The organism is Gillisia limnaea DSM 15749 (assembly GCF_000243235.1).
GTDB lineage: Bacteria > Bacteroidota > Bacteroidia > Flavobacteriales > Flavobacteriaceae > Gillisia > Gillisia limnaea.
Map to the genome: position 1 here is coordinate 2,880,353 of NZ_JH594606.1, position 16,109 is coordinate 2,896,461.

Genomic DNA, 16,109 nt, shown 5'->3' on the forward strand with positions numbered 1-16,109 from the left:
GTTTTAAGTTAGCCTAAGCAATACGAAAGAACTCCCTACTTCTTTCTCAAACCATACCCTTTAAAGTCCCCCGAGACAATAACCGCAATTTAGCGGTGCAGGAAAAGTATGTCCTGTTTGAAAGTGTAATTATTAACCTTTAAATATTTATTTTTATGAAAAAAGTAGTTTTAAGCGCAGCAGCGCTAATGTGTGGGGCAGTAGTTTTTGCCCAAAGTAGTGAAAGCTTTATTAATCAAGCCAACACGAATCATTCTGCAACGGTTATCCAGGCTGGTGATGATCATCTTTCCCTTGTTGACCAAATTGGAGATAATTCAACGGCAGATGTGAATCAAAGTGGAGATGATCAAACTGCCTATACCAATCAGGGAGGGTCAGATCATTATTCCTATATCGAACAATCCGGTTCCGGCTTTTTTATCTTCGCGGGTGGTGATAACCTTGCAAATGTATATCAGAGAGGAGATGAAAACGAATCTTACGTAGTACAGGATGGCTATCAAAATGAGGCTTACGTAGTGCAAAGTGATCATGAGAATGATTCTGATGTTAACCAGGATGGTAGAAGAAACCAAGCGTGGGTAACTCAATCGGGAGGACATAATGATTCCTATGTAGAACAAGATGGATCATATAATGATGCAGCTGTAGATCAAAGTGGTGACTATAATGATTCAGATGTTGTTCAAGATGGAGGATCAGTTTTATTTGGTAGAGGTAATGATGCCTGGGTTACTCAAAGTGGTGATTATAATACTTCTGCAGTAAATCAGGATGGTTTTGATAATGATGCTTCAGTAGTTCAAACTGGTCATGACAACAATTCTAGTGTTGTTCAAACTGGAGGAGGTTTGTTCCTTTCTGGAAATAATGCTTGGATAACTCAAAGCGGTGATGATAATGATTCTTATGCAACTCAAACTGGTTTTGACAATGATGCTTCTGTAGTTCAGTCTGGAGATGACAACTATTCCAGTGTCGTCCAAAATGGAGGTTTATTACAAGGGAATGCTGCCTGGGTTACTCAAAGTGGTAATGATAACAGATCTTTTGTAGATCAACTTGGTAATTCTCATGAGGCAGCCGTTATTCAATCAGGCGACTGGAACTTAAGTGTTGTGAACCAGGCTGGATTCAATCAAACAGCATTTGTTCAACAAAGCAACTAAAATAAAAATTAATATAAAAAGGGTAGTTTTCAAAAACTACCCTTTTTTTAAATTTAAATAATGAAAGCATCAATAGTTTTAATTAGTTTACTATTCACAATCTTGCCAAATTTAAGCAGTGGACAGTCTATACATACGCTAAATCCTGAGATGATCCCAATTCAAAATTTATTAAATGAAAATTTTGAAGCTAAACAGCAGGTGGGAAAGTCAAATGAAATTTTTATACAACAAATTGGCGTTCAAAATACTATTGCCAGCAATATTACCTCAACGTCAGCAGCGGTGAATTTAAATCAAAATGGTAATCATAATATTATTGGTATCAATATTACATCAAAATCTTACCGGAGTAATATAGATCAAAAAGGAGATTACAATAATATTTTTGAAAATATATATGCTCCTTCATCAAATATTTCCTTAAATTTATCACAAAATGGGAGAAATAATCATTTTGAAAGATATGGTTCTAATTCCATTGGCGATAAGTTAGAATTTAATATGAATGGAAATGATAAGTCCATTATAGTTAGAAATTTTAAATGAGAATTCTTAAAAAAGAAAATGCTATTACTTTATTGCTAATAGTAGCTTTTTATTTATGTGCTACAATCTCCGCAAATTCTCAGAATTTTAATTCAGAGGTGGTCGCTGGTATTAAAACAAATGATTCCAAAAATGATATTCTTGATATCATTGGTACCGCAAAAAATATTACTGAGACAAGTTTTAGCCTTCGCTATGAACTTTCAGTCATCACAAATAATGGAGAGAATAATAATTCCTCTAAAAATTCACAATCGGGCAGGTTCACTCTTGAACCATTTGAGACAAAAAATCTTTCCCAGACTTCTGTTTTAATAGACCCGGATAACAGAACAGTTATTCTTTTGGTCATCTTTGATCTTGATGACCAGGTAATGGGAACTGACAGGTTGGTGTACGATGGAAAACAGATGGAACAAGCTGAGGAAAACATTTCATATCAAAAGCCTAATGAAGGAATTGTGCTAACGGGTATGGTAACCGACAGGTCCAAAACAAAACCGGGAAGGGATTTTTATGATTTCTTCTTCCAAAAGTATAGCTTAAGTCCTAATCAGGGCAATAAGATTATTGAAATTGATGAAATGATAAGTTTTGGTAGAACAACGCGGGTCATGGTTAAAATAGATAACCAAATTATTTATCAGTTTTTTGCAAGACCAAAGCTGGATTTTCTCAAGGAGCAGGCAGATATAGCTTTAAAACAAGTTAATCGATATTTTGAATATTTGAAAAATCGAAATGAATTACCCAAGTATTAACCCAAACTTTAACCTATGAAATTAAAATTATTACTTTTTTTTTTAATTGGAGGGTTTTCTATACAGGCTCAACAGTTAGTATACACTCCAAAAAATCCGGCTTTTGGCGGTGAGACCTTCAATTATCAATGGTTACAGAGTTCGGCTCAGGCCCAAAATAGTTTTAAAGCACCTGCAGAAGAAGGCAGGGAACAGTTAACCGAGTTGGAGCGCTTCACTCAAAGTTTAAATTCTCAACTTTTAGGTCAGGTAAGTCGAAGTCTTTTCACTCAACAATTTGGGGAAGGCGACTTACAGCCTGGAAAATATACATTCGGAAGTTTAGCCATAGACATCTACCCTTCTAATGAAGGACTGGTAATAAATATTCTGGATACAAATACAGGAGAACAAACCCAAATTATAATACCTAATTAACCTACAAAATATGAAATTATACCTACGCCTAATTCTATTGGCCCAGGCATTTTTTGTCATTTCGTGTGGTACTTATTTTAACCAGCCAGTGGATTTTCAGGAAGCAAGGTTAGGGGAGAGTACCATTTCTACAAAAGCCTTAAAAAATTTACCATTGCCCCAGGAACCTGTGGTAGTTGGAGTTTATAACTTTCGGGATCTTACAGGGCAATATAAGGCCAGTGATGTAGGAAGTACTTTTAGTACAGCTGTTACTCAGGGAGCAACTTCTATACTACTTAAGGCGCTTGAAGATTCCAGGTGGTTTACCCCCATAGAAAGGGAGAATATTGGAAACCTTTTAAATGAACGCAATATCATACGGTCTACACGACAGGAATACCAGGGTTCAGAAGATAAAAATCAACCTCAGGTACCACCGCTCCTTTATGCCGGGGTAATACTTGAAGGGGGAATCGTATCCTATGACACCAATATTATTACCGGTGGTTTGGGTGCGCGATATTTTGGAGTTGGCGGATCCACACAATACAGGCAAGATCGGGTCACTATTTATTTAAGAGCAATTTCTACCTCCAGTGGAAAAATCCTTAAAAATATCTATACTTCTAAGACTGTTTTATCACAGTCGCTGGATGCAAGCTTGTTCAAGTATGTGAGTTTCCAGCGTCTTATGGAAGCAGAAACTGGTTTCACAAGGAATGAACCGGTACAACTTGCTATTACGGAGGCCATCGAAAAAGCAGTGGAAGGTCTTATTATAGAAGGAATAAAAGATAATTTATGGCAAGCTCAGGATTCTGTTGCGGCTGAAACTCTTGTTACTGGTTATGATACCGAAAAAGATGAAGCGGCCTTATCTAAACTATACGGACGTAAATACATCAACAAAGAAAATTCCAGCTCCCTGGGTGTCTCATTGGGAACTTCATTATTAAGTGGCGATTACGGGGGACAGGATCTGGGCGGATTAATCAAACTGGATTTCACAAAAAATATCTTTCCTTCACTTTCTGTGAATATTGCTGCGAGTGCATTTGAATTAAGCAGCGGAAGATCCTTTAGAGAGAAATTTCTAAGCCTGGATGTAAATGGACAGTACATCATACTCCCCAATGATGTTTTTGGTCCCTATCTGTATGGAGGTCCCGGAATAGTGCAGGGGCTGGACAGTGACGATTTACCGGAGGGGATGTCCTCTACCCATTTTAAACTGCAATATGGAATTGGGGCAGAGTATCAACTCACCAACAAAATAGGTATTAAGGCATTTGCAGAACACAATATAGCGCTCGATGACGAGCTCGATCGTATGATAAATGGTAAACGAGATGATCATTATTTCAATTTTGGAGTCGGTATCAATTTTTATTTAGGAAACTCAAATCAGCCACAAAGCAATTAAAATTCTTAACCATGAAGACAATAAAGTATTTTTCAATTCTCCTTTGCGTACTTTTTATAGGTTGTAGTGAAGATACCCTGGACGAAGATACAGGCAGGGGTGTTGTAACCGGAACCGTTGTAATGGACGGAAGTAATGAGCCTGTAGATAACGTAAGAATATCAACCAATCCTACTACTTCAACAGTATTTACCGATGAATCCGGTAATTTTACAATAAACAATGTGCCGGAAGGAGATTATTCTATACAGGCCAGAAAAGAAGGTTTGGTCACGTCATTTGAAGGCGCAACCGTACTTTCCAATGCGGAAGTAAATGTGATACTTGAATTAAAAACAGAAGATCAAAATAACCGTCAGCCATCCACCCCACAGCTTATTACTCCTGCAGATAATTCTGAAGGGCAAAATCTTTCGGTTGAATTCGCCTGGTCTGCAAGTGACCCTGAAGAAGATGAACTTAGCTTTGAGCTCGAGTTAAGGAACGACAGAAATAACGATATTTTGACTTTTAATAATATTGCTGATACCACATACACTGTTGAAAATTTGAATTATGGCTATAAATATTTCTGGCAGGTTCGTGTTTCCGATAGCGTTAATAATCCGGTACAAAGTGCTGTTTATTCTTTCAAAACTCTGGAAATCCCGAAAAGTCGCATAGTGTATGTTAGGGAAATTAATGGCAACAATGTGATTTTTACCCGGGATGAAAACAACACCGAATATCAAATCACTTCTTCCAATACCAATAGTTTCCGTCCAAGGAAAAACAATTCAACAGATAAAATCGCTTTCCTAAGAACCGTTGGGGGTCAAACCCAATTGTTCACAATGAATCTGGATGGCTCGCAACAATTCCAGGTTACTTCAAATATCCCTGTGAATGGTTTTAATATGGATAAAGTAGATTTTTCATGGGCTAATGATGGTGCTAGTCTTGTGTATCCAAATTTTGAAAAACTCTATAGTATTCAGGCAACCGGTGGAGGAAACACTCTCATTTATCAGGCTCCTTCCGGAAGATTTATTACAGAAGTCGACGTTAGCGAGGATAATACGCTGCTAGCACTCCTTACAAACAATGCCCAGGGATACAACGCTTCTATTTATACAATTGATGCATCTGGGAATGTAATGGATTCGGTAATTGCTGGTTTACCTGGTGCCCTTGGCGGAATTGATATTTCGGTAGACAAGAAAAGGCTTCTGTTTACACGGGATGTTTCAGGATTTGAAAATTCTGGATACAGACAATTAGATTCAAGGTTGTTCTTGTATGATTTTAGGTCAAATATGAGCATAGAAATAAGTTATAATAAGGAGGAGGGAACCAATGATCTGGATCCTAGATTTTCTCCGGATGAAGCTGAAGTCATTTTTGTAAATGCTTCCAATGATGGGCTGTCAGAATCCAATATCTATAAATCGCAAATTGAGGATAACCAAACCCAGAATGTAAATAACAGGCAGGAACTTTACCAAAACGCTATGATGCCAGATTGGGAGTAAAATTATAGATTATAGTACAACAAAAGCGACACTCCAAAGTGTCGCTTTTTTGGTTTTATTAGCAACGCATTATATGTATCTTTGAGATCTCATTAAAGAAAGCATTCCATGAGTCAGGAAATAAGTAAACGATATGCCGGAAGAGGGGTATCGGCAGGAAAAGAAGATGTACACAACGCGATAAAAAATGTGGATAAAGGGCTTTTTCCGAAGGCTTTTTGCAAAATTGTCCCCGATTATCTCACCGGAGATGAGGATTATTGCCTGATCATGCACGCCGATGGGGCAGGAACAAAATCTTCACTGGCCTATATGTACTGGAAGGAAACCGGGGATGTTTCGGTTTGGAAAGGCATCGCTCAGGATGCGCTTATTATGAATATCGACGACCTGCTTTGTGTAGGAGCTACAGATAATATCCTTCTTTCTTCTACCATAGGCCGCAATAAGAACCTTATCACCGGAGAAGTGATCTCCGAGATCATCAACGGTACAGAGGAACTTTTGGCCGATCTTAAGCAACATGGGGTAGAGATTCATTCCACCGGAGGAGAAACGGCAGATGTTGGTGATCTTGTGCGAACCATTATTGTAGATTCTACAGTTACCGCCAGGATGAAAAAAAGTGAAGTAATCGATAATGCCAATATAAAACCCGGAAATGTAATTGTTGGCCTGGCTTCTTTTGGGCAGGCTACTTATGAGAAGGAATACAACGGTGGAATGGGGAGCAATGGCTTGACTTCAGCCCGGCACGATGTATTTTCTAAGGTTTTAGCCGAAAAATATCCAGAAAGTTTTGACAATAGCATCCCTGAAGATTTGATTTATTCCGGAAGTAAGAAACTCACCGATAAAGTTGAGAATTCACCGCTGGATGCCGGTAAACTTGTGCTTTCTCCAACCAGAACCTATGCTCCAATCATCAAAAAAATCCTGAAGAGATTTAGCAATAAAGAGATTAACGGAATGGTGCATTGCAGTGGGGGAGCGCAAACAAAGATCCTTCATTTTATAGATGATCTCCACATTATTAAAGATGATCTTTTTGAAGTGCCACCGCTCTTTAAATTAATTCAGGAAGAAAGTAAAACCGACTGGAAAGAAATGTACCAGGTATTCAATATGGGACACCGCATGGAACTTTATGTGGATGAAAATATCGCCGATGAAATTATAAATATTTCCAGGTCTTTCAATGTAGATGCAAAGATCATTGGTAGAGTGGAAGCTTCAGAAAGTAAGAAGTTGACTATCAGAAGTGAATTTGGTGAGTTTACGTATTAAATTTCAGAATTTTATTTCCTCCTATACCCGGCTTTAAATAAAATTTTTCAGGCATTTGAGAAACTCTAAAGTTTCTTTTTTTCAATTGTACGCTTTGTGAGAAAGAATGGAAGCATCAGGAAGAAATCAGAAGTAGTTCCTAATATTTCACACAAAGCAGTGAAGGTTAGAAGAAGAGCACGAAGACTTTGTGCATCAAAGAAAACTTTTATTTTAATTCATAAGTGAATTAATGAAGCTCCGTGGCTACCTCTATAATTTTATTAGAAAGCTCGTTTTTGGTCACAGTTAAAATTCTCTGTGATCTTATGCTTCAAAGAAAACTTTTATTATAATTTTCAATTATTACAAAAAAGATAAAACAGCCAGCCGAAACAGTTTAGTTAACTATTCTATGAAGACCGTCTTTTAAAAGTTTTGTGTTAAAATTTATTAATAAGCCAAGTTTCAGGTTTGATAGCTTTAGATACGTGAGTAGCTGAGAGTAATGAACGGGAGCCAAATTCTCAAGAGATTTTACTTCAATAATGATTTTATTATCTACCAGCAGGTCTATTCTATAGCCAACATCCATTTTTATTTCTTTATAGAAAAATGGCATTGGATGTTGCTGTTTTACCTCCAGACCCGCAGCTCGAAGGTCAAAGGCGAGGACACTTTCATAAGAGGATTCCAGAAGACCCGGCCCGAGCGTCTTATGAAGCTCCATGGCAACCCCAATAATTTTATATGAAAGCTCGTTTTCGGTCATATTTGGAATCTCTGTGATCTCCTTTTTTTCTTTGTGCTCTTTGTGTGAAATTAGATAAAATCCTTCTGAAAATTCAATGAGATCTAGTTATTTTTATCAGCTTTGGTTCAATATATCGCTACAAAAAAATTTTGGAGGTTTTTTCATTTCTATCAAGTTAATTCTTTTCCACTTAGAAAGCAATTTCAAAAGCCGGTGAGTTGGCCGGAATATTTTTTTCAAAGAAAAGATCTATTCTCTAAATCCATCTAATTATTGTAAATTTGTTCCGAAAAATTTTCTGAAAATTTATGATTGAGAAGCTGAATATAGTGAAGCAACGCTTTGATGAGGTGAATGATCTCATCATTCAACCGAATGTGATTTCCGATCAGAAGCGGTACGTGGAACTTAATAAAGAATACAAGGATCTTAAAGCGCTTATGGATGTGCGCGATAGGTATATAGTACTTACAGATAATATTGAAGAAGCCCAGGAAATGATTTCCGATGGCAGTGATCCGGAAATGACTGAAATGGCAAAAAATCAGTTAGAAGATTCTAAAAATGAACTTGCAAGCCTGGAGGATAAAATAAGGATAATGTTGGTGCCAAAAGATCCGGAGGATGCAAAAAATGTTGTTATGGAGATTCGCGCCGGTACAGGTGGGGATGAAGCCAGTATTTTTGCGGGAGATCTATATAAAATGTACACCAAATACGTTGAAAGCAAAGGATGGAAGGCGACTATTGTAGATTATAATGAGGGTACCAGTGGCGGTTTCAAGGAAATGATCTTTGAAGTTACCGGAGAAGATGTTTACGGAACTCTTAAATTTGAAGCCGGTGTTCACCGGGTACAAAGGGTACCGCAAACAGAAACTCAGGGAAGAGTGCATACTTCTGCTGCAACTGTGATGGTGCTCCCTGAAGCTGAAGAATTTGATGTTGAGATTAACCCCAAAGATGTAAGGATAGATTATTTCTGTTCTTCAGGTCCAGGGGGGCAATCGGTAAACACTACCTATTCTGCAGTGCGGTTAACGCACGTGCCTACAGGATTGGTCGCTCAATGTCAAGATCAAAAATCTCAGCATAAAAACAAGGAAAAAGCCTTTAGGGTTTTGAGATCCCGGTTATATGAGCAGGAACTTGCCAAGCAAATGGAACTTGATTCTGCTAAGCGAAACTCTATGGTTTCCAGCGGAGACCGAAGTGCAAAGATTCGTACATACAATTATTCCCAGGGTAGGGTGACAGATCATCGTATTAACCTTACACTCTATGATTTATCCAACATCATCAATGGGGATATTCAAAGAATTATAGATGAGTTGGCATTGGTTGAAAACACGCGTAAACTTAGAGAAAACAGTGATGTGTTTTAATTTTATGTTCCAGTTCCATTCAGTATCCTTACTATAAATTCCTAAAACATGACCACACAAGCGCTCCTTGAACAAATACACAAGAAAAAATCCTTTTTATGTATTGGCCTGGATACCGATCTTGAAAAAATTCCAACGTATCTTCTTTCTGAGGAGGACCCTATGTTTGCTTTTAATAAGGAGATCATAGATGCTACGCATCATTTTGCAGTGGCATACAAGATCAATACAGCATTTTATGAGGCACAGGGTAGAAAAGGATGGAAAGCGCTTAACAAAACCATTGAATATCTAAACGCAGAATACCCAGAAATTTTCACTATTGCCGATGCTAAGAGAGGCGATATCGGGAATACTTCGGCTATGTATGCGAAGGCTTTTCTACAGGAAATGGCTTTCGATTCTGTAACGGTGGCACCTTATATGGGAAAGGATTCTGTGGAGCCTTTTCTTGCAATTCGGGATAAACACACCATATTGCTTGCACTCACTTCCAATGAAGGTGCTTTCGATTTTCAAACCCTGAAAACAGATGGGGTAGAATTATATAAAAAGGTGATCGAAACTTCAAAAACATGGGAAAATTCAGAAAGGTTGATGTATGTGGTGGGAGCTACTAAAGCAGAACACCTTGCAGAGATCAGGAAGTTGATTCCGGATAGTTTCCTGCTGGTTCCCGGAGTGGGAGCTCAGGGAGGATCTCTTGAAGACGTTTGTAAATACGGGATGGGCAAAAATGTGGGGCTTCTGGTAAATTCTTCCCGCGGAATTATATATGCTTCGGAAACTTCAAATTTTGCCGAAATTGCCGCCGCTAAAGCCGAAGTAATGCAAAGGGAAATGGCAGCGCAGCTTTCTAAATTACACCAGTAATTTTATAGTAATTTTGTGCGTTTTCTTTAGTGCTATATAAGAGTACTTCTGTAAACGCAGAAACACCATTCTTTAGCTTCAGAAAAGAAATCCTTATTAATTTTATTTATTTTTTTTAAGCATAGTTTATAAAACATATCATCCAAACAACAGTTTTAGTACTAGTATGAAAGACCAGTTAAACAGGGAAATCCATTTAGATAAGGTGCCCCAAAAAATAGTTTCTTTAGTTCCCAGTCAAACAGAACTGCTCTCTTACCTTGGTCTTGAGGACAAAATTGTGGGTGTTACAAAATTTTGTGTATATCCTTCCCGTCTTCGGAAAGAGAAGAAAGTGGTTGGGGGAACAAAAACGGTTCATTTTGATGCTATCCGGGATCTAAACCCTGATATTATTCTATGTAATAAAGAGGAAAATACCGAGGAAATGGTTCGGGAATTGCAAAAAATTGCCCCTGTAGATGTTTCTGAAATTAACAATTTTGAAGATTCTTTAGACCTCATCGCGATGTATGGTGAACTTTTTCAATGTGTTGAAAAATCGACAGATTTAATTGAGAATCTGAAGGATAAAAAGGAAAAATTCGAGGCTCAAATTCCTAAGAAGGGACTCAAAGTAGCCTATTTGATTTGGAAAAACCCATGGATGGTTGTTGGAGGTAATACTTTTATAAATTCCATGTTGAAGTTAAATGGATTAAAAAATGTATTTGAAACCAATCCTGAACGATATCCACAAATAACACTTAGAAAGTTAAAGCTTTTAAAGCCGGATCTTATTTTTCTTTCTTCTGAGCCTTATCCATTTAAGCGAACTCATATCAAGGAAATTAAGGAGATTTGTGATGTGCCTGTATTACTGGTAAATGGTGAATTCTTTAGCTGGTATGGCTCGAGACCATTATCCGCATTTGGCTATTTCGAAGATTTTCAGGAACAACTATCTAAGCCCTTATAATTAAGGGACCTTAGTTCTTCCAGGACTTCCTTGGCACGGGCATTAAGTTCATCACTCCGGTCTTTATTTGTAAGTGCGGCTTGATATGCGCGATTCATAAGGCTGGAATATTTCTGACATAATCTTTCTTCTTTACTCTTAAATAAAATATTACCAAACATTTTTTAAATCTATTTCCCGCAAAATTAAAGACTTCTTGTTAAAAAATGTATTAAGCTGAGGTTAAAGAAATTGTAAAATTCACCTTTATTTTAATCCTGTAAGGCGAAAACCCTTTGCAATAACTGGGTTGTTCTGGACGCAATATTTGCCCTTATTTCCTGCTCCTCGATGGCAATCATTTTATAAACTCCGCTCAAAGCTTCCCGGGTTACATAGTCGGGTAAATCTGGATTCACTTTTGAGGTTAATGGCAATGCATTATAACGGTCTATTATATTGGTCCAGACTTGTGTAGCTCCCACGCGATCCAGAGAGTTGGTGATAACCGGATTGAACTTTGAATATAGTTGCTGCTCTGTTTTTTGATTTAAATAGGTAGTGGCGGCTGTATTACTTCCCAATAAAATATTTCGCGCATCGGTGAATGTAATTTCCTTTACTGCATTCACAAAAATTGGCGTAGCTTCTTTTACAGCATCTTCAGCAGCGCGGTTCAAAACCTTTAGACCTTCATCTGCAAGGGAATTAAGCCCAACATCTCTAAGGGTTTTGTCCACTTTTTGTAATTCTGGCGGTAAAGTAATCCGTACCAATTCATTTCTGAAGAAACCATCTTCCTGAGTTAATTTTGTTACCTGTTTATCAATCCCCTGATCCAATGCTTGTTGTAAACCGGAAGCAATTTCAGCATTTGTGATTCCGTATCCGCCACCCGGCATTTGATTGGCAATATCCTGCAGTTCAGCACAACCGGTCAATACAGGAATAAGTAAGAGAAGTAGTATTTTTTTCATCTGTTTATTTTATTGTTTTATAGGGATTTTTATAGCTCCTAAATATCCATATAATTATTCACCTGCGTGAGAAAATTTTCTAATGGATGTTTCATTTATGATTCGTCCCAATGAGTGTGCGGGATTCTTCACTGCGTTCAGAATGACATACCCGGGTTTTTTTGTCATCTCTGAACGAGCTTTTGGGCGAGGAAGAATCCCTACTGTGAGTACGCGTTCGGCGTAGTGAAAATGTTATTGGATGTTTCATCTAAATAATTTATTTCAAAAGTATTAATAAAAAACGTTTCCTCTTATATCAATACCTGTTATAGTTATATTAAAACAATCAATTTTGATTATAATTTACAAACCAAGAGCTTTAACTCCATAAATTTGAAAGAGTAATAAAGAAGAATAACTATAGAAAAGCGACCTGCTTTTGATTCAAGATTAGCTTTTACCGGAAAAAAGGTAAATGGCAATCGGGTTTCTGAATTATTTATTGAAATAAGCATTCAGTTTTAGGAGATTAATTTTTTTGCATAATTCTTAAAAACTCTTCATATATGTAAAATTCCTTGTATAATTCGTAAATTGCAACTTCTAAAAATTTGAATAAAAATGGAAGTACAAGCTCCTTATAAACCTGTAAACAAAGTAAGAATAGTAACCGCAGCCTCTCTTTTTGACGGGCACGATGCCGCAATAAATATAATGCGCCGCATTATACAGTCAACCGGGGTAGAAGTGATCCATCTTGGCCATGACCGAAGTGTGGAAGAAGTGGTGAATTGCGCGATCCAGGAAGATGCCAATGCAATAGCTATGACTTCATACCAGGGAGGACATAATGAGTATTTTAAATATATGTATGACCTGCTTCAGGAAAAAGGCGCAGGACATATCAAAATTTTTGGGGGCGGTGGCGGAGTGATACTCCCCGAGGAGATCAAAGAATTGATGGATTATGGAATTACCCGTATCTATGCTCCGGATGATGGTAGGGAAATGGGTTTGCAGGGAATGATCAATGACCTAGTAAAAATTGCCGATACGCCAACTCCGCCCTTAAAAAATGAAAAAGAGGTTGAAAAACGCCTTTTAAATAAGGACGTAAATACCATAGCCCGACTTATCTCCCTTGCCGAAAACCGGCATGAAGATTTTTTAAAGGCTTTTAAACCTATGGACCTGGATTCATCTGCTTCGGGAGAAGGAGAAAAGAAAAAGGGGGCATCTACTCCAGTTCTTGGAATCACAGGTACCGGAGGATCGGGGAAATCTTCATTGGTAGATGAGCTGGTAAGAAGATTTTTGGTTGATTTTCCTGAAAAAACCATCGGGATAATTTCCGTAGATCCTTCAAAAAGAAAAACCGGAGGTGCCCTGTTAGGAGACCGGATTCGAATGAACGCGATCAATGATTCACGTGTATACATGCGTTCCCTGGCTACCCGCCAGTCTAACCTTGCATTGTCCAAGTATGTTGCTGAAGCCGTTGAGGTTTTAAAAGCTGCAGGCTACGACTTAATACTCCTGGAAACATCCGGGATTGGGCAGTCTGATACGGAGATTATAGAACATTCTGATGCTTCATTATATGTGATGACGCCCGAATTTGGTGCTGCTACACAATTGGAGAAGATCGATATGCTGGATTTTGCAGATGTGGTCGCTATCAATAAATTTGACAAACGTGGGGCGTTGGATGCCTTACGGGATGTAAAAAAACAATATCAGCGTAACCATGGATTATGGCATGAGGATCCCGAAAGCCTTCCGGTTTATGGAACCATTGCCTCTCAGTTTAACGATCCCGGAATGAATACACTTTACCGGAAACTGATAAATAAAATCGATGAGCGAACAGATTCTGCCTTAAATTCTACTTTTCTTATCAATGAAGATACCAGTGAAAAGATCTATATAATTCCACCCAGCCGGGTTCGTTATTTATCTGAAATTTCTGAAAATAACAGGAGTTATGATGAAAAAGCTGTTTCTCAGGCAGAAGTTGCTCAAAAGCTCTACGGAATCTATAAAACAATGGAATCTGTTACCAACGTTAAACTGAGCCTGTCGAAGTTTGGTATTGATGATGATTTTATGAATGATGTGGTTGAAGATCAGAAACAGTTCGCCAAATTGCTGATGGCTGAATTTGACCGGGTGAAGATGGATCTTGATCCATACAACTGGGAAGTTATAACCGGATGGAAAGATACCGTCAATAAATATAAAGAGCCTGTTTATACCTTTAAGGTGCGGGATAAAGAAATTAAGGTTGAAACCCATACAGAGTCCTTATCACATTCCCAGATCCCCAAAATAGCTTTACCAAAATATGAAGCCTGGGGAGATATTTTACGATGGTGTTTACAGGAAAATGTTCCCGGAGAGTTTCCTTATACCGCGGGATTATATCCATTTAAAAGAGCCGGAGAAGACCCAACAAGAATGTTTGCCGGGGAAGGCGGGCCGGAACGCACCAACCGAAGGTTTCATTACGTGAGTATGGGACTTCCCGCTAAACGACTTTCCACCGCTTTCGATTCTGTTACTTTATATGGAAATGATCCCGATTACCGTCCGGATATTTACGGAAAGATTGGGAATGCCGGGGTTTCTATTTGCTGTTTGGATGATGCTAAAAAACTATATTCCGGTTTCGATCTTGCCGATGCTATGACCTCGGTGAGTATGACCATCAATGGCCCGGCGCCTATGTTGCTTGGATTTTTTATGAATGCAGCCATCGATCAGCAATGTGAAAAGTACATCACGAAAAACGGGCTGGAGAAAGATGTTGAAGATAAGATCAAAAAAATATATAAAGACAAAAAAGTTGACCGCCCGCAATACCAGGGAAAACTTCCTGAAGGGAATAATGGTTTAGGGCTTATGCTGTTGGGTGTTACCGGAGACCAGGTTTTACCGGCAGATGTTTATGAAACGATCAAGAAAAAAACCCTAAATGTCGTTAGGGGTACAGTACAGGCAGATATATTAAAAGAAGATCAGGCGCAAAACACCTGTATTTTTTCTACAGAATTTGCCTTGCGGTTGATGGGAGATGTTCAGGAATATTTTATAGAAGAACAAGTCAGGAACTTTTATTCGGTATCTATTTCCGGATATCATATCGCTGAAGCAGGTGCTAATCCTGTAACGCAACTGGCGCTTACCCTGGCTAACGGATTCACGTATGTGGAATATTACCTTAGTCGTGGAATGGACATCGATAAATTTGGTCCTAACCTTTCTTTCTTTTTCTCAAATGGAGTAGATCCGGAATACGCGGTTATAGGAAGAGTAGCCAGAAAGATATGGGCCAAAGCATTGAAATATAAATATGGTGCAAATCCAAGGGCTCAAATGTTGAAATATCACATCCAGACCTCAGGACGTTCCCTGCATGCTCAGGAAATAGATTTTAATGACATTCGAACTACCTTGCAGGCGCTTTATGCTATTTACGACAACTGTAACTCGCTGCATACAAACGCATACGATGAAGCGATCACAACACCTACAGAAGCTTCAGTGAGAAGAGCGATGGCGATCCAGTTGATAATCAACAAAGAATTAGGTCTTACCAAAAACGAAAATCCAATCCAGGGTGCATTTATCATTGAGGAATTGACAGATCTTGTTGAAGAAGCAGTATTGCTGGAATTTGACCGAATCACGGAGAGAGGGGGAGTGCTTGGGGCTATGGAAACCATGTACCAACGAAGTAAAATTCAGGAAGAAAGTCTTTATTACGAAACATTAAAGCACAATGGTGAATTCCCAATTATAGGGGTAAATACCTTCCTTAGTTCCACCGGTTCCCCAACTGTAACCCCGGGAGAGGTAATAAGAGCTACAGAAGAAGAAAAACAATATCAAATCACCACCCTAAAAAACCTTCATAAAGCTAAAGAAGATAGTGCGGAAACCGCTCTTGAAAAAATTAGAAAAGCGGCTATTAATAACGAAAATCTTTTTGAGGTTCTTATGGAAGCCACTAAAGTTTGCTCCCTTGGCCAGATCACCAGTGCGATGTTTCAGGTTGGCGGGCAGTATAGAAGAAACATGTAAGCAGACTCTTGCCCTCGCGTAGCGAGGGCTTAGAGGT

General features: G+C 38.4%; 14 protein-coding genes. 11 read left to right on the plus strand and 3 right to left on the minus strand.

Features of this window, described 5'->3' with window-relative positions; all coding sequences use genetic code 11:
• The first annotated feature begins 155 nt into the window (after positions 1-155).
• From GILLI_RS14550 to GILLI_RS14580, 7 genes are all read left to right on the plus strand, one after another.
• On the plus strand, positions 156-1,172 hold the full coding sequence (locus GILLI_RS14550; RefSeq protein WP_006989877.1) for a hypothetical protein: 1,017 nt from the start codon (positions 156-158) through the stop codon (positions 1,170-1,172).
• A gap of 60 nt (positions 1,173-1,232) precedes the next feature.
• Entirely contained in the window at positions 1,233-1,721 is a 489-nt protein-coding gene (locus tag GILLI_RS14555) for a hypothetical protein (RefSeq protein WP_006989878.1), read from the plus strand.
• On the plus strand, positions 1,718-2,482 hold the full coding sequence (locus GILLI_RS17780; RefSeq protein WP_006989879.1) for a curli assembly protein CsgE: 765 nt from the start codon (positions 1,718-1,720) through the stop codon (positions 2,480-2,482). The genes GILLI_RS14555 and GILLI_RS17780 overlap by 4 nt, the downstream gene beginning before the upstream one ends.
• 15 nt (positions 2,483-2,497) lie before the next feature.
• Positions 2,498-2,899, plus strand: a complete 402-nt coding sequence (locus GILLI_RS14565) for a curli production assembly/transport component CsgF (protein WP_006989880.1) — start codon at positions 2,498-2,500, stop codon at positions 2,897-2,899.
• A gap of 10 nt (positions 2,900-2,909) precedes the next feature.
• Positions 2,910-4,304, plus strand: a complete 1,395-nt coding sequence (locus tag GILLI_RS14570; protein WP_006989881.1) for a CsgG/HfaB family protein — start codon at positions 2,910-2,912, stop codon at positions 4,302-4,304.
• An 11-nt stretch (positions 4,305-4,315) separates the two neighbouring features.
• Positions 4,316-5,815: a carboxypeptidase regulatory-like domain-containing protein gene (locus GILLI_RS14575; RefSeq protein ID WP_006989882.1), complete on the plus strand. Its 1,500-nt coding sequence runs from the start codon at positions 4,316-4,318 to the stop codon at positions 5,813-5,815.
• 108 nt (positions 5,816-5,923) lie between these two features.
• Entirely contained in the window at positions 5,924-7,102 is a 1,179-nt protein-coding gene (locus GILLI_RS14580) for an AIR synthase related protein (protein ID WP_006989883.1), read from the plus strand.
• A 379-nt stretch (positions 7,103-7,481) separates the two neighbouring features.
• On the opposite strand, the gene GILLI_RS14585 is transcribed toward GILLI_RS14580, so the two are convergent.
• Entirely contained in the window at positions 7,482-7,853 is a 372-nt protein-coding gene (locus GILLI_RS14585; RefSeq protein WP_006989884.1) for a GxxExxY protein, read from the minus strand.
• Between the two features lie 290 nt (positions 7,854-8,143).
• On the opposite strand from GILLI_RS14585, the gene prfA reads away from it, so the two are divergent.
• The 3 genes from prfA (at position 8,144) to GILLI_RS14600 (ending at position 11,051) form a co-directional block, all read left to right on the plus strand.
• The gene (prfA, locus tag GILLI_RS14590; protein WP_006989885.1) at positions 8,144-9,220 is read left to right on the plus strand and encodes a peptide chain release factor 1; all 1,077 of its coding nucleotides are present in this window, start codon (positions 8,144-8,146) and stop codon (positions 9,218-9,220) included.
• 48 nt (positions 9,221-9,268) lie between these two features.
• Positions 9,269-10,093 carry an orotidine-5'-phosphate decarboxylase gene (gene pyrF, locus GILLI_RS14595; RefSeq protein ID WP_006989886.1) on the plus strand — a complete coding sequence of 275 codons (825 nt, stop codon included), beginning with the start codon at positions 9,269-9,271 and terminating at the stop codon, positions 10,091-10,093.
• Between the two features lie 166 nt (positions 10,094-10,259).
• Positions 10,260-11,051 carry a helical backbone metal receptor gene (locus GILLI_RS14600; protein ID WP_006989887.1) on the plus strand — a complete coding sequence of 264 codons (792 nt, stop codon included), beginning with the start codon at positions 10,260-10,262 and terminating at the stop codon, positions 11,049-11,051.
• Here the strand turns inward: GILLI_RS14600 and GILLI_RS14605 are convergent.
• Together GILLI_RS14605 and GILLI_RS14610 are read right to left on the minus strand one after the other, a co-directional pair.
• The gene (locus tag GILLI_RS14605) at positions 11,024-11,212 is read right to left on the minus strand and encodes a Lacal_2735 family protein (RefSeq protein WP_006989888.1); all 189 of its coding nucleotides are present in this window, start codon (positions 11,210-11,212) and stop codon (positions 11,024-11,026) included. The two genes, GILLI_RS14600 and GILLI_RS14605, sit on opposite strands and share 28 nt — an antisense overlap.
• A gap of 90 nt (positions 11,213-11,302) precedes the next feature.
• Positions 11,303-12,007, minus strand: coding sequence for a DUF4197 domain-containing protein (locus GILLI_RS14610; protein WP_006989889.1), 705 nt, complete (start codon positions 12,005-12,007; stop codon positions 11,303-11,305).
• A gap of 603 nt (positions 12,008-12,610) precedes the next feature.
• Between GILLI_RS14610 and GILLI_RS14615 the strand changes: the two genes are divergently transcribed.
• Positions 12,611-16,072, plus strand: coding sequence for a methylmalonyl-CoA mutase family protein (locus GILLI_RS14615; RefSeq protein ID WP_006989891.1), 3,462 nt, complete (start codon positions 12,611-12,613; stop codon positions 16,070-16,072).
• Positions 16,073-16,109: the final 37 nt, after the last annotated feature.

What these genes read in the sequence shown, in the direction of transcription:
- GILLI_RS14600 (WP_006989887.1), top strand. Translation starts at nt 10,260, where the DNA reads ATGAAAGACCAGTTAAACAGGGAAATCCATTTAGATAAGGTGCCCCAA.
- GILLI_RS14555 (WP_006989878.1), top strand. Translation starts at nt 1,233, where the DNA reads ATGAAAGCATCAATAGTTTTAATTAGTTTACTATTCACAATCTTGCCA.
- GILLI_RS14570 (WP_006989881.1), top strand. Translation starts at nt 2,910, where the DNA reads ATGAAATTATACCTACGCCTAATTCTATTGGCCCAGGCATTTTTTGTC.
- GILLI_RS14585 (WP_006989884.1), bottom strand. Translation starts at nt 7,853, where the DNA reads ATGACCGAAAACGAGCTTTCATATAAAATTATTGGGGTTGCCATGGAG.
- GILLI_RS14550 (WP_006989877.1), top strand. Translation starts at nt 156, where the DNA reads ATGAAAAAAGTAGTTTTAAGCGCAGCAGCGCTAATGTGTGGGGCAGTA.
- GILLI_RS14605 (WP_006989888.1), bottom strand. Translation starts at nt 11,212, where the DNA reads ATGTTTGGTAATATTTTATTTAAGAGTAAAGAAGAAAGATTATGTCAG.
- prfA (WP_006989885.1), top strand. Translation starts at nt 8,144, where the DNA reads ATGATTGAGAAGCTGAATATAGTGAAGCAACGCTTTGATGAGGTGAAT.
- GILLI_RS14610 (WP_006989889.1), bottom strand. Translation starts at nt 12,007, where the DNA reads ATGAAAAAAATACTACTTCTCTTACTTATTCCTGTATTGACCGGTTGT.
- GILLI_RS14615 (WP_006989891.1), top strand. Translation starts at nt 12,611, where the DNA reads ATGGAAGTACAAGCTCCTTATAAACCTGTAAACAAAGTAAGAATAGTA.
- GILLI_RS17780 (WP_006989879.1), top strand. Translation starts at nt 1,718, where the DNA reads ATGAGAATTCTTAAAAAAGAAAATGCTATTACTTTATTGCTAATAGTA.
- pyrF (WP_006989886.1), top strand. Translation starts at nt 9,269, where the DNA reads ATGACCACACAAGCGCTCCTTGAACAAATACACAAGAAAAAATCCTTT.
- GILLI_RS14565 (WP_006989880.1), top strand. Translation starts at nt 2,498, where the DNA reads ATGAAATTAAAATTATTACTTTTTTTTTTAATTGGAGGGTTTTCTATA.
- GILLI_RS14575 (WP_006989882.1), top strand. Translation starts at nt 4,316, where the DNA reads ATGAAGACAATAAAGTATTTTTCAATTCTCCTTTGCGTACTTTTTATA.
- GILLI_RS14580 (WP_006989883.1), top strand. Translation starts at nt 5,924, where the DNA reads ATGAGTCAGGAAATAAGTAAACGATATGCCGGAAGAGGGGTATCGGCA.